Genomic DNA, 13,486 nt, shown 5'->3' on the forward strand with positions numbered 1-13,486 from the left:
AAAGCAGAATCGCCATCAAAAGGAGACAGAATGAGTTTCAGACATTTCGTTGGCTGCGCCTTGGCCGCCACAACAATACTGTGCTGCCTGCCCGCGGCCGCAGAAACAAAGCCCATGGAACTGAAGCTGGCTCACCATGTGGCTCCCCAGCATCCGATGTCCGTCTTCTTGCAGACCTGGGCCGATGAACTCCGCGAACGTTCCAATGGCCGTATCGACGTCACGATTTATCCCAGCCAGCAAATGGGTCCAGCCACGGGCAATCACCGCATGGTCACCACCGGCGTTGCCGATATAGTCTGGCTGCTACATGGCCTGACACCCGAACTGTTTCCATTGACAGGCATTGCAGAACTGCCATTCATGATCGACGGAGCAGAGGCGGGCGCGCGCGTTATGGGCGATGCAGAGCTGCGACATAAGTATCTCGACCCAGAGCACAAGAACATGAAGGTACTCTGGCTCTTCACCTCGCCGGCGGGCAATCTGAACATGGCCAAAGAGAAGGTCGACAGCCTTGAGGCAGTCCATGGAAAACGTTTGAGGTTTCCGTCCCGCGCCATTCGCGACTACATCACAGCCCTTCAGGCCACCCCGCAGGCCACCAGCCCCGCCAACATGCTCGAAGCGCTGCAAAAGGGCACCATCGACGGAGCTTTCATAGACTGGGGCGGGGCCGGCCTGGCGTTCAAGCTGGGGCCTTATGTGTCATATACGACCGAACTGCATGCCTATGTCTCCACGATGTGTATCTGCATGAACCTCGACACCTATGAGAACATGCCCGATGACCTGAAAGCCCTCTTCGACGACTCTATCGAAAACCGCCAAGCCGGGATAGGAGAGCTCTGGGCGGCGTCGGAAGCGCAAGGCAAAGCCGCGATGATCGAGGACGGCACCAAGGTCGTCGAACTGTCGCCCCAGGAGATGAGCCGATTCAAGCAAGCCGGCGCGCAATCCGGAGCGGCCTATATCGAAAGCCTCGCCAAACGCGGCCTGCCGGCGAAAGACGTATATGAACTGATGAAATCTCTTTCCGCGAATACGGCCCAGAGCGCGCAATAACGGCAGCCCGTTGAAAAAACCGCAAAGGAATACAAACCATGAGCCGATTGCTGTCACACGCAGCCGCCGCACTGTGCTATGCATCGGTAGCAGCACTTGTGCTGGCAATGCTGCTTATCTGCGCCGACATCATTTCCCGGCTGGCCTTGAACCTCCCGATCTTCGGATCGACCGACATTGTCGAACTGCTGTTCGCGGTGGTTCTGTTCTGTGCTTTGCCAGCCACCTTTCTGGCTCGGCGGCATATCGTGGTGGACATCATCGACCTGGTCTCTCCGACATGGCTGCTACGCCTGATCATGTTCGTTTCGTCACTCCTGAGCGTGTTCCTCCTTGTCTTGATGATCTGGCAATTAGCCGATCCGGTGTCATACATGTACGACACCGGTGAAGCAACTCTGAACATCGAGCTTCCAAGGTGGATCTTCGGGGCCATTGCGCTCGCGGGACTGGCGCTCAGCGCAGTCATGGAGGCCTTTCGTCTGACAGCTAAAGAGACAAAAGCAGTCGATCAGGACAAGGCCTGAAGCACAAAGCCCCGATCGTTCAATGCAGCACATTCACACCGGGAATAAAAATTGAGCAGCCAGATCATCGGCTTACTGGGATTCGTCGTCATTACTTTTATGGTTTTGATGAGAATCCCGATAGCCATCAGCCTCAGTCTCGTCGGCGTGGCAGGTTACGCCCTAGTAAACGGCCTTCCGCAAGCCTTGCTGAAACTCGGGGACATACCGCTTGAGATCATAAACTACGATTTCATCGTTCTGCCCCTTTTCATACTGATGGGGTCAGTCTGCTTGAGAGCCGGCATGGCCAACGACATATTCGCGGTGGCCAACGCGGTCTTCGCCGGCAGACGTGGCTCGCTCGCACTGGCCTCGATCGGCACGAGCGCCGTATTCGGCTCTGTCAGCGGCTCTTCCCTTGCCACGGTCTCCACCGTTGCCAAGGTCATCATGCCTCAGATGAAGAGCGCGGGATACAGCCAGTCGTTCGCAAGCGGTAGCACCGCCTCGGGAAGCTCGCTGGCCGTGCTGATCCCGCCATCGGTGATTCTGGTCATCTATGCCCTGATAGCCGAGGAGTCGCTGGGCAAGCTCTATGCCGCCGCATTACTGCCCGCACTGCTGCTGTGCCTGCTCTACATTCTGGTGGCGGTGCTTTGGGTCAAGCTCAAGCCCGATTCCGCTCCGCTCGGCCGCACAATGCCGCTAAAGAACCGATTAAAGGAAATTGCAAAGATCTGGAAGATCGGCCTTCTGTTCGGGGGCGCCATTGGCGGCATCTATTCCGGCTTGTTCAGCCCCACTGAAGGCGCGGCGGTCGGGGCCATGCTGGCCATTTTGATCGGCTTCGCCACGCGCGCCCTGAGCATGCGCAACTTGGTCCAGGCCTGCCATGAAACAGTCGAAACCACCGCCACCCTGCTCTTCATCGTCATGGGAGCGACGATGTTCGCCTACTTCGTCATCCAGGCGGGGCTGCCTTCGGCATTCATCGACATTGTTCGCCAGTACCGGCTGGAGCCATGGCAAGTCATGGTGGCCATCATCGTATTTTTCATAATCGGCGGGTGCTTTCTGGACTCCATCGGCATGATCCTCATGACCGTACCGGTCTTTCTTCCAATCGTCGTCAGCCTCGGTTACGACCCGGTCTGGTTCGGCATTCTGCAAGTCGTCCTGATCGAAATAGGGCTGCTTACGCCCCCCGTCGGCATGAACTGCTTCGTTTTGCGCGCACAGGCTCCGGATATCCCGATCCCCACGATCTTCCGAGGGGTACTGCCTTTCATCGCGGCCAATGCGGCTCTAGTGGCGATTCTCATGCTCTATCCCGATCTAGCGCTGTATCTGCCACGTTTGCTCTTCTAGGAAAACAACCCGTCAACGGCTGAAAGGCTTGAAATGTCCATAAAACATAAGTCGCTCTACTTCCAGTACCAAGAATATCCATTCGTTGAACCGCCCGAGATGGACGGCGTCCCGTGCCAGCGCAGTGTCACTGTCGTCGGGGCGGGGCCCGTCGGCCTCGTCACGGCCCTGTCTCTCGTGCGGCAAGGCATCGAAGTAACGATCATCGAAGACGAAGCAACCCTGAATATCGGCAGCCGCGCCGCCGGGGCATCTCGCAGAACCCTCGAGATTCTGGACTCGCTCGGGGTCAACGCGGCGCTCATGGAGAAAGGAGTGGCCTGGTCCAGGGGCCAAACTTACTATGGAGACAAACTGGTACTGGATTTTTCGATTCCGGCCAGCGACGACATCAAGCATCCTCCCATGCTCAATGTGCAGCAATGCTACGTCGAAAAATTCATTCTCGATGAGCTTGTCAAGAGTCCCCTCGCAACCATTATGTGGTCCAGCGTAGTCAAAGGGGTTGCCAACCAGGATGACCATGTGCTTATACAGGTGGATACGCCTTCGGGAGCAGTCCGCCTGAAGAGCGACTGGCTCGTCGCCTGCGACGGCGCCCGCAGCGCGGTACGCGGTGCGCTGGGCTTGAATCTGGAGGGAACGAGCTACGAAGGGCGTTACATCATTGCCGATGTACGGCTCGCCACCGACCTGCCTCCAGGGCGGCGCGTCTGGTTCGACTCTCCCGGCAACCCTGGATCGACGATCATCCTGCATCGGCAGCCCGACAATATCTGGCGCATCGACTACCAATTGCGCGACGATGAAGACTCGGCGCAAGAATTGAAGATCGAGCGAATCAATAGCCGCATTCAATCGTTTCTGGATGCCGTCGGCATTGAAGGGCCCTGGGAGATGGACTGGTTCTCGCTGTACCGCGCGCATAGTCTGTCATTGCGCGACTACTGGCACGGACGTGTTCTATTTGCCGGCGATTCCGCTCATCTGGTGCCGATCTTCGGGGCGCGCGGCATGAACGGGGGCATCGACGATGCCTACAACCTGGCATGGAAGCTTGCCTACGTCGTCAAGGGCCTTGCGCCGGCAAACCTATTGACGACCTATTCCGAAGAACGCCGCTTCGCCTTTTCCGAAAATATCCGCAATGCGGACAAGAGTACGAAAGTCATGGCGCCGCCGACTCGCGGCGACCTGCTGTTGCGCGATGCAGTTCTGGAATTGGCGGTCGAGCACGAATTCGTGCGCCCCCTGCTCAATCCGCGCCAAAGCCAGGAGATCATGCTCGCTGGCGCGACACTGAATGATGTCGATGAAATGCGCGACGACAAGGAAACGGTACTGGGCCGGGTATGCCCCAACGTGCAGATATCGGTGCGCTGCGCCGAAGGGAAAACCGAAAGGCGATATTTGCAGGACATGCTCGGCGAACAATTCACTCTATTGGTCTGCACCGGCGCAGAATCGCCGCTGATCGAACTACAGGACACGGTCCACGGCCTGCATATAAAGACCGTCAGAATTTGCCGCGATAGCAAACATGCCCTTGAAAACGACATCATCGACGTGGACGGCGCCATTGCGGACATGCTTCGCCTGAAGCCCGGCGATTCCATACTGGTCCGCCCCGATCAGCACCTCATGGCGCGGTGGGTCAAAGCCGACGCCAGTAAAATTTCAGCGGCGCTGCACCGCGTTGCAACGTGGAAATAATCGCTATGCAAAAAAAAACATTCACTATCGACGAACTGGAAAGCTTCTGGACGCTTCTCGCCGAAGGCATCACAACGGCAGGCGAAGACAGAGAATCTGTTTTTCTTACCAAGCTGGCCCTGCTTTTGGCCAACGAGCTGGGCGACTACGAGCGCGTGGCGGCATGCCTGCTTGAAGCCGGCAAGGACCAGCGGCCTTGCAACGCAATCGAATTGACACAGGCCCATTAACCTCGGGCGTCGGCTGGGAAGTTCAAGGCCTTAGCCCCGCGCCCTCAAGCGGACGCCCAGCCGAAGAGTCATGCCGATGCCGATCAGGGCGCAGAGGCCGGTGAAGACCCAGGTCGACGCCCATCCGCCCGCCAGCGTCGCCACCCAGGCCACGATGGGCGGCCCGGCAAACTGGCCCGCGGCTGAAATCTGCTGCATCCAGCCAATGGATGTCGAAGTGGTTTCGGCGGAGGGCGCCAGCTTGATTACCAGGAAGAAAAGCGTCGTCGGGATCAACCCGCCCATGCTGGAAAACACGAGCACCATCAGGAACTGGACCAGCACCGGCACGCCCAGGCCAAAAGCGACGAAGGTCGTGGCCGCCATCGTTACATAGCCCGCAATCATCAAGGTGCGCGCCGAGGCGCCGCGATGCAGGAGGCGGCCCGCGCCATAACACCCCACCGCGTTGCTTCCCGCCACCACCGCCGTCAACACGCCGGCGACCGGCCCGGACACCCCCGCCAACGCGTAGATGGTCGGCAGGAAGCCGATCACGGATATCCACTGCGCGGCATAGAACCCGAAGCACAGGGCCACCAGCCAAATATTCTCGGAGCCCAACGTCGAGCGGACGATGCGCCATGCGGAGGAACGCTGGTCGCGCGCGGGACGGGACGGGTCGGAGGGCAGCATGCGCCAGCCCAGCGCCATCACCACCAGGGTCACGATGGCCAGCAGCCACCACAACACGCGCCAGTCGGCCATGCTGAGCAGCCACGATCCGGCCAATAGAACGATGACCGCGCCCATGGGAATATAGCTGCCCCAGACGCCCAGAAGGCGCGCCAGCTGGTTGGGCTTGACCAGCCGGCGGATGAGGGCCGGCCCGGGCATGACCACCATGAGAAACCCGCAGCCCTCGACGGCGCGGAACACCAGCATCAAAGTCTTGTCGACGAACACCGCTCCCGCGGCCGATGCCAGGCTGAGCAGAAGCAAGCCCAGCAAGAGGCAGCGGCGCAGGCCGATCTTTTCGGCAAACAGGCCCATCAGCAGGCCCAGCGTCATGCCGGCCATCTGGACCAGCGAAAGCAGGAAACCCGACTCGACCAGCGAGAGGCCCAGCTCGGCCTGCAGCCTGGGCAGGGCAGGAGGCAGTTTCCAGATGTGCAGGGCGGTCGTTACGCCGGCCAATACGACGAGATAGGCGAGCATCGTCGTATCGACGGCCGAAGCCCCACCACGAGAAGACATATTCATAGGAAACCCGACAACGACGGCAGCGCGGCATCGGCCGGAAACAGGCCGCACGCCGTTTCATGAAAGAACGATATTGTGGCACACTGACCGGCGGTATCAACAATTTAGTGCCTGCTCAAAACATGCAACATACGCGACCAGAAAGCGACACGGCTTCGCCCCGCGATTGCGGACAGTCCCTGAAAACGGAAAGCGACCGTTCCCGCCTGGCCCTGATCGCCGCCCTGGTCCTGGTCTCGGTCAACCTGCGTCCCATGCTGACCGGCCTGGGCCCGGTTCTGGACTCCATCCGCGACAGCCTGGCCCTGTCCGGCGCGACCATCGGCATGCTGATCACCCTGCCCGTGCTGTGCTTCGGCGCCTTCGCCCCTTTCGTGCCCCGCCTTTTGCGCTTCACTTCGCCCGAACGGCTGATTCTCGTCGCCCTGGGCGTGCTGGTTCTGGGCATCGGCCTGCGCAGCCTGTTCGGCGCCACGGGGCTGTTTCTGGGAACGTTCGTCGGCGGCGCCAGCATCAGCGTGATCATGGTGATTCTGCCCAGCATCATCAAACAGCGGTTTCCCTCGCAGGCGGGCATGATGATGGGGGTGTATTCCACCGCGCTCTGTATCGGCGCCGCAATAGCCGCGGGCGCGGCGGTTCCCCTCGAAAATGTATTGGGCGGCTGGCGGTGGTCCCTGGCCTTCTGGCTGTTTCCGGTCGCGGCCGCCATGCTGGTATGGCTGCGCCACATCCCTCCTGCGCATCGGCATGCCGCAGACAGGCGAACGCCGCTGCCCAGGCTGCGCGGCAACAAGCTGGCCTGGCAGGTCACCCTGCTGATGGGACTGCAATCCTCGATCACCTACTGTGTGTTCGGTTGGCTGGCGGTGATACTGATCGACCGCGGCCTGCCCCCGCTGACCGCGGGCTTTGTGCTGTCGCTCACTTTGGCCGTTCAGCTGATCTCCTCGCCGCTCGCGCCCTGGCTGGCGACTCGCGGCAAGGATCAGCGCTTTACGACGCTGTGCCTGCTGGGCTGCACCTTCACGGGGCTGATGATGACCTTCTATGCGCCCATTTCATGGGTATGGGCGGCGGCAACAATCATGGGGCTGGGCCTGGGCGGCGTATTCAGCATCGCACTGGCGCTCCTGGTGCTTCGATCCCCCAATGCGCAGGTGGCCGCGGCCCTGTCGGGCATGGCGCAAGGAGTCGGCTACACGATCGCGGCGGTCGCTCCCTTGGTAATGGGGCTGCTGCATGAGTTCACCGGCAGTTGGAATGCGGTCGCCGCGCTGTTCGTGCTGCTCGTGCTCAGTTCAGGATACTTCGCCCTTGGCGCGGGGCAGGCGCGCCTCATACAGATCGACGAGAAGAATGCCGCCGGCGCGGGGGCGGCACAGCCTGTCCCGAAGCGATAGGGCGTAGGGCTCAGGCGAACGACTTGAGCGGTATGGACGGATCCGAGGCCGCGTCCCTCGGCACCCGGCAAGCGTCCGCGATCAGCTTGCGGGCGGCCATGTGGTCGGCAGGCGCATTGACCGACTCTACGCAGGTCAGGGCGCCGTCCAGAAAATGCAGCACCGAGAACCTGCCCTGCGCCGGGTCGCCGCGCACGACGCGTTCGTGATGCGGTTCGGGCACCCCGGCGATCTGGATGCGCAAGGTCCCCTGCTCGGACCAGAACCAGGGCAAGGCCGAATACGGTTCGGCCATTCCAGCCAGCGTCTGGGCCGCGCAGCGAGCCTGGTCGTTGGCGTTCTGGACCGATTCGAGGCGTATGCGCCGCCCCAGCGGCGCAAATGGAAAGGCCGTGCAGTCGCCGACGGCCAATATGGCCGGGTCGCTGGTGACCATGTGCGCGTCGACCACGATGCCATTGTCGCAAGTCAGGCCGGCCTCTCGCGCCAGCTCGTCGTTGGGGACGGCGCCTATGCCCACCACCACGAGGTCGGCCGGCACGCTGCCGTCGGCCGTCTGGACCGCAACGACCGATCCGGCGCGGATGCCGTACCCCTCGATCACGGCGTTCAGCCTCACCTCGACGCCCGCCGCCCGATGGCTGGCCAGCAGATGGTCCGACACTTCGGGCGAGGCGGACCTGGCCAGCAGGCGCGGCGCCGCTTCCAGCACGGTCACCTGCTTGCCCATTTGAGCGGCAGTGGCCGCGATCTCCAGGCCGATGAAACCGCCGCCGATGATGAGCATCCGCTCGACCGCCTGCAGGCGGCCGCGCAAGCGGGCCGCGTCGTCCAGGGTGCGCAACGTATGGACGTTATCGAGCCCTTCAGGCAGGCCGGGCAGGGTCCGCGCGCGAGCTCCGGTCGCCAGCACCAGGCGATCGTAAGGCAGGCTCTCGCCGCAGGCCAGGTCGATGCGGCGGCTGTCGCGCTCGATGCGCGCCACCCGGGTGGACAGGCGCCACTCGGCGCCGTGCCCGGCATAGAAATCGGCGCTGCGCAGCCACGCCGCGGCGGGCTCGGCATCCTTGAGATAGGCCTTGGACAAGGGCGGCCGATGGTAGGGCAGCTGCGCCTCGTCGGACACCAGCGTGACCTTTGCCTGCAGCGCTTTCTCGGCCAGGCTGGCGCTCAGTTGGGCGGCGGCATGGCCGCCGCCCACCACGACGATGTTCATCATGTGCTTTCTTCCAAGTTGCTATTTTGCGCGGCCAGGCTTCTCGTCGCCCGGCTTTTCGTGGCCCGGCTTGATGACGTGCTCGCGCAGGTATTGCTGGGTGGCGCGCTCGACATTGGGCAGGTTGGCATGCAGCCTGTGCAGCATATCGATCAGCTGACGCGACTCTTCGGGCTTCAGGCACGACAGAAAGACGCGTTCGCGCTCGAGCGCCACCGCCTTGATCTCGTCGTGCTTGCGCCGTCCGGCGGGCGTCAGGGTGGCATAGCGTACGCGGCCGTCGCGCGGGTCGTGCGAAAAAGTGATGTAGCCTTTTTCGTACATGCTTTTGAAGCAGCGGCTGACCGAGCCCTTGTCCATGCCGATCAGCTTGCACACCATGTTGACCGAGACTTTCTCGTCCAGAGCCAGCATGACCAGCACGCGCCAGATCTCGATGCCGACGCCAAAGTGCTTGCGGTAGACGGCGGCGGCGCCCGAAGCCAGCTTGGTCGCCACGAAAGTGAAGTACGCCGGAGCGTAATTCTCGAGGTCGAGGCCGTTCGCCTGCCACGGGGCGTCGGACGCTTTGTCCTTGCCTCCTGCTCTTGCTGCTTTCGCCTTGCTGCCTGTCTTGATCGCCTCGGGCGAAGTCGATGTCGAATGAGCGGGTTTCTTCATTGCATCATGCCGGGCGAAGAAGACCTCCGCCGCTATTGTTGGCTGTCGGGTAAGCGGACAGTAATCATATCGCCTTCTCTGACCGCGAGTTGGCAGCCGAGACGGCTGCTGCCGCGCAGCGGAGCCGTGGTGCACTCGAGCATTTCGCGCTCGGGCGCGCCGGGCGGATCGAACTTGGCGAGATCATGTTCGTCCACATAAACATGACAGGTCGCGCACATGGCCGACCCCCCGCATTCTCCCACGATACCGGGCAGGCTGTGATTGACGGCCGCCTGCATGACGCTGGTTCCAGCGGGCACGCTAAGCACGGTCTCCTTGCCCGTCGGGTCTATGTACTTGATGGTTGCCACTTTGAGACTTCCTGTAGATCAATGGGGTATGAGGCGCATGGGCAGCGAATCGAAGGCGCGCAGCGTGTTGTTGAGCCTGCGCACGGGTTCTCCGGTGAATTCGATTTTCTTGACTCGCCTGGCCAGCGCGGAAAGTATGAGTTCGCCCTCGAGCCTCGCCACGGCTTGCCCGACGCAGCCGTGGATGCCCGAGCCGAATGCCATATGGCCGACCGGCTTGCGTTCGATGTCGAACACGTCCGGATCCTTCCATTGCCTCGGGTCGCGGTTCGCCGCCCCAAGGAAGAACAGCACCTTGTCGTTCTCGCGCATCGGCAGCCCGCAAAACTCGACCGGGCGATTGACGGTGCGGAAAAAGGTCTGGACGGCCGATTCGTAGCGCAGACCCTCCTCGAAGGCGGGACGGGCCAGGTCGGGACGGGCGACGAGCTTGGCGTATTGTTCGGGATGGCTCGCCAGGCTGAACAGGGTATTGCCGATGCCGTTCACGGTGGTATCCACGCCCGCCGACAAGAACGAGCGCACGAGCATCGGCGCTTCCTCGTAGCTGATTTCACCCGCGTCGGCGGCCTGATATATCTGGTCGCCGAACCCTCCGGGCCGCAATTCTTCGCGCCGGCACTGGTTCATGATCCATTCGCGCACGGGCTCATAGCGTTCTACCGCCTCCAGGAAGATGTGGTTGCGCGGTCCGAAGGCATTGAACACCATGTTGCCATACAGCAGCAGGTTCTCCCGGTTGCTTTCGGTAAGGCCCACCGCATCGGGAAAGACCTTCAAGGGAAAGACCTCGCCCAGATCCTTGACCGCGTCGATGTCTCGCTGCTGGACCAGCTTGTCGATCAGGAGCTCGGCCTGCTGCTGGAACTCTTCGCGCACCTGCTGCATCGCCCTGGGCGAAAGAATGCGGGCCAGTACGGTGCGCGATCGGGTGTGCTGCGGCGGGTCGGCCTCCAGAATCAGGCTGGGAGGACGGAAGGGCTTTTCGGTCCGGAAGTTCGCCAGGCCGACGCCGGCCGACGAAATGAAGTTTTCCCAATCGTTCAGACCGGCGCGCACTGCATTGTGTCGCGCCGACGCCCATATGCCGTAGCTTTCGAGCCATACCAGCTCGCCCGCTTCGCGCATGCGCTCGTGATGGGGATAGGGGTTGGACAGGAAATCGTCGGAAAACGGGTCGATGTCCAGACTGGGCGCCGAAGAATCGGGCGCCTCGTGTTTCTGTATGCTTTGCATGTCTCTCTCCTGCGGGACCAGCGTTAATGATCAAGTACCGGCACCTGGGCCACCGATACGTATCTGTCCAAGATGGCGGGGTCTTCGAGCAGTTCGGCGCTGGCGCCGGCGTGCACGACCGTCCCGTGGTCCAGGACGATCGCCTCCTGCGCGAACACGAGCGCCTCCTGGACTTTCTGTTCGACGAGAAGTATGGCCACCCCCTCGTCGCGACTGAGGATGTCGAATGCGGCAATGAGCTCTTCGCAGATGATGGGCGCCAGCCCCTCCAGCGGCTCGTCCAGCAGCAGCAATTGCGGTTCGCCCAGCAGCGTGCGGGCGACCGACAGCATCTGCTGTTCGCCGCCCGAAAGTTGCGCGCCGCCGTTGCGGCGCCGCTCTTTGAGACGCGGAAACAGCTCGTAGGCCCGGCCGATGGCCGAGACGGGCCGGTTGCGCAGGCCCGCGATCAGGTTTTCTTCGACGCTGAGCGAAGGAAAGATGTCGCGCGTCTGAGGCACGTAGCCGATGCCCAGACGGGCGCGCTCCACCGTGCCGCAGCGCGTGATGTCCCTGCCTTGCCAGCGTATCGTCCCGCCTCGCCGGTCCGTCAGGCCCATGATCGACTTGAGCAGCGTCGACTTGCCCACCCCGTTGCGGCCGATGAGGCACATGCGGGCGCCGGCCGGAATGGAACAAGCCACCTCGTGCAGCACCGTCAAGGGGCCGTAACCGGCCACCAGGCCGTCCAGTTCAAGCAATGTCGTCATAGCTGCCCCGCCTTGCCTAGATAGACCGCGCGCACGGTATCGTCGCGGCGGATGTCGTCGGGCGAGCCCGTCGCCAGCACCGCGCCGTTGGCCAGCACAACAATGCGGTGGGCGAAGCGGAACACCAGGTCCATATCGTGCTCGATGATGACCACCGCCAGATCCGAAGGAAGGCGCTCGAGCGCATCCAGGATCAACTGCGCCTCGGACTTGGGCACGCCCGCCATGGGCTCGTCCAGCAGCAACACCCTGGGCTTCAAGGCCAGCGCCAGCGCCACCTCGACCAGCCGCTGGTCGCCATAGGCCATTTCAGAGGGCGCGACGTGGGCCAGCCGGCCCAGCTGCAGCGCATCCAGAATGGAGCGCGCTTCTTCCAGCACCGGTCCGTAGGACGTCTTGCGGCGCCACATATTGTTGATGGAGCCATCGCGCTGGTGTATGGCCAGGGCGACCTGGTCGATGGCCGGCAGCGTCAAAGCCAGCTTGGATATCTGGAAGGTGCGCACCAGGCCGTGGCGTACGCGCCGGTGAGCCGGCCAGCGCGTCACGTCTTCATCCTGCAGATGAATGGCGCCGGCGTCCGCGCCGAGAAAGCCCGAAATCTGGTTCACGAGCGTCGTCTTGCCGGCGCCGTTGGGGCCGATGAGAGCCAGGCGCTCTCCGGCCCGGAGCGACAGCGACACATCGTCGGTGACCTTCAGGCCGCCAAACGATTTGCTCAGTTTTTCTACGCGCAGCATGCTCATGCGCTCCTCCCTGTCAGACCCGTCACACGCCGTGCCATGCGCTTGAGCGCTGCCTGGACGAAACCGCGGGGCAGAAACACGACCAGCATCAGCAGGCCGCCGATGACGAACAGCCAGTGAAAGGGATTGGCCGTCGCGGCGAAATGATGAATGCCGGTGAACAGGGCCGTGCCAAGAATGGCTCCCACGAGATTGCCTGCGCCGCCCAGCACCAGCATGACCAGGGCCTCGGCCGACAAGGTAAAGCCCAGGCTGTCCAGCCCCACGACCTGCGTGATCTGCGCCGACAACCCGCCGGCGATGCCGGCGAAGGCGCCCGACAGTACGTACAGTTTCAGCAGTTGCGGATAGATGCGCGTGCCGTTGGCGCTCATGCGGTCGCGGTTCTCGCGTATGCCCTCGCAGCACAGTCCGAACGGCGAGCTCATGATGCGACGCAAGACCACATAGCACAGGAAAAGCGCGATGGCGCTGTACCAATAGCCGGTCACGCCGAAAATGTCGAACTCGAACCTGCCGAACAAGGGGTCGATGGTGAACCCCGACAAGCCGTCGTCGCCCCCGGTGATGTGCTGCATCTTGCTGGCCAGATTGTGCATGATCTCTACGACCGCAATGGTCAGCATCAAGAAGGCCAGCCCCTGATAGCGCACCAGGAAGGCGCCCGAGATCAGCGCCAGCAATGCTCCGGCGCCGGCCGCTACGGCCAGCCCGACCAAGGGGTCGCCGGTGAGGAACTTGGCACACAGCCCGGCCGCGTAGGCGCCCATGCCGTATAAAGCGGCATGCCCCAAGGTGGCCAGGCCCGCGTAGCCGGTGAGCAAGTCGAGTGACATGACGAAGATGGCCATGATGGCAATGCGCGTCATGATCAGCATGTTGCCCGGGAAAAGCCAGTACAGTGCAAGGATGAGGCCCAGTCCTATGACATAGACATGCCAGGGGAACCGCTGGGGAACGCTCGCCATGCGAGGCAGTGCGGAAGTTGTCTGCATG

14 protein-coding genes are annotated in these 13,486 nt (G+C 62.2%); 6 read left to right on the top strand and 8 right to left on the bottom strand.

The window, feature by feature from the left end; translation table 11 throughout:
* The first annotated feature begins 30 nt into the window (after nucleotides 1-30).
* Genes CSC67_RS03505 through CSC67_RS03525 form a run of 5 tightly spaced genes read left to right on the top strand, consistent with a single transcriptional unit; the run spans nucleotide 31 to nucleotide 4,885 of the window.
* Nucleotides 31-1,065 (top strand): TRAP transporter substrate-binding protein, encoded by a 1,035-nt coding sequence (locus CSC67_RS03505; protein WP_118993106.1) that lies wholly within the window; start codon nucleotides 31-33, stop codon nucleotides 1,063-1,065.
* 38 nt (nucleotides 1,066-1,103) lie between these two features.
* A complete protein-coding gene (locus CSC67_RS03510) occupies nucleotides 1,104-1,592 on the top strand; it encodes a TRAP transporter small permease (RefSeq protein ID WP_118993107.1) in 489 nt (162 codons plus the stop codon).
* Nucleotides 1,593-1,643: 51 nt separating this feature from the next.
* A complete protein-coding gene (locus CSC67_RS03515; protein WP_118993108.1) occupies nucleotides 1,644-2,942 on the top strand; it encodes a TRAP transporter large permease in 1,299 nt (432 codons plus the stop codon).
* A 33-nt stretch (nucleotides 2,943-2,975) separates the two neighbouring features.
* Nucleotides 2,976-4,655, top strand: a complete 1,680-nt coding sequence (locus tag CSC67_RS03520) for an FAD-dependent monooxygenase (RefSeq protein WP_118993109.1) — start codon at nucleotides 2,976-2,978, stop codon at nucleotides 4,653-4,655.
* Between the two features lie 5 nt (nucleotides 4,656-4,660).
* Nucleotides 4,661-4,885 (top strand): hypothetical protein, encoded by a 225-nt coding sequence (locus CSC67_RS03525; RefSeq protein ID WP_118993110.1) that lies wholly within the window; start codon nucleotides 4,661-4,663, stop codon nucleotides 4,883-4,885.
* A gap of 30 nt (nucleotides 4,886-4,915) precedes the next feature.
* On the opposite strand, the gene CSC67_RS03530 is transcribed toward CSC67_RS03525, so the two are convergent.
* A complete protein-coding gene (locus CSC67_RS03530) occupies nucleotides 4,916-6,127 on the bottom strand; it encodes an MFS transporter (protein WP_245220105.1) in 1,212 nt (403 codons plus the stop codon).
* 122 nt (nucleotides 6,128-6,249) lie between these two features.
* On the opposite strand from CSC67_RS03530, the gene CSC67_RS03535 reads away from it, so the two are divergent.
* Nucleotides 6,250-7,530 carry a CynX/NimT family MFS transporter gene (locus CSC67_RS03535; RefSeq protein WP_118993112.1) on the top strand — a complete coding sequence of 427 codons (1,281 nt, stop codon included), beginning with the start codon at nucleotides 6,250-6,252 and terminating at the stop codon, nucleotides 7,528-7,530.
* A gap of 10 nt (nucleotides 7,531-7,540) precedes the next feature.
* Here the strand turns inward: CSC67_RS03535 and CSC67_RS03540 are convergent, their stop codons facing one another.
* From CSC67_RS03540 to CSC67_RS03570, 7 genes are read right to left on the bottom strand one after another with little or no spacing between them, the layout of a single operon-like run.
* Entirely contained in the window at nucleotides 7,541-8,749 is a 1,209-nt protein-coding gene (locus CSC67_RS03540) for an NAD(P)/FAD-dependent oxidoreductase (protein ID WP_118993113.1), read from the bottom strand.
* Nucleotides 8,750-8,767: 18 nt separating this feature from the next.
* On the bottom strand, nucleotides 8,768-9,406 hold the full coding sequence (locus CSC67_RS03545) for a MarR family winged helix-turn-helix transcriptional regulator (protein WP_118993114.1): 639 nt from the start codon (nucleotides 9,404-9,406) through the stop codon (nucleotides 8,768-8,770).
* Between the two features lie 32 nt (nucleotides 9,407-9,438).
* Nucleotides 9,439-9,759, bottom strand: a complete 321-nt coding sequence (locus CSC67_RS03550) for a 2Fe-2S iron-sulfur cluster-binding protein (protein WP_118993115.1) — start codon at nucleotides 9,757-9,759, stop codon at nucleotides 9,439-9,441.
* A gap of 18 nt (nucleotides 9,760-9,777) precedes the next feature.
* Nucleotides 9,778-10,995: a cytochrome P450 gene (locus tag CSC67_RS03555; protein WP_118993116.1), complete on the bottom strand. Its 1,218-nt coding sequence runs from the start codon at nucleotides 10,993-10,995 to the stop codon at nucleotides 9,778-9,780.
* Between the two features lie 23 nt (nucleotides 10,996-11,018).
* Nucleotides 11,019-11,744: an ABC transporter ATP-binding protein gene (locus tag CSC67_RS03560; protein WP_118993117.1), complete on the bottom strand. Its 726-nt coding sequence runs from the start codon at nucleotides 11,742-11,744 to the stop codon at nucleotides 11,019-11,021.
* Nucleotides 11,741-12,490 carry an ABC transporter ATP-binding protein gene (locus tag CSC67_RS03565; protein WP_118993118.1) on the bottom strand — a complete coding sequence of 250 codons (750 nt, stop codon included), beginning with the start codon at nucleotides 12,488-12,490 and terminating at the stop codon, nucleotides 11,741-11,743. Before CSC67_RS03565 ends, CSC67_RS03560 begins: the two co-directional genes overlap by 4 nt.
* Nucleotides 12,487-13,485 carry a branched-chain amino acid ABC transporter permease gene (locus CSC67_RS03570; protein WP_245220106.1) on the bottom strand — a complete coding sequence of 333 codons (999 nt, stop codon included), beginning with the start codon at nucleotides 13,483-13,485 and terminating at the stop codon, nucleotides 12,487-12,489. Before CSC67_RS03570 ends, CSC67_RS03565 begins: the two co-directional genes overlap by 4 nt.
* Nucleotide 13,486: the final 1 nt, after the last annotated feature.

Origin of the sequence: Pusillimonas caeni (genome assembly GCF_003545815.1) — a bacterium.
Lineage (GTDB): Bacteria > Pseudomonadota > Gammaproteobacteria > Burkholderiales > Burkholderiaceae_B > Pusillimonas > Pusillimonas caeni.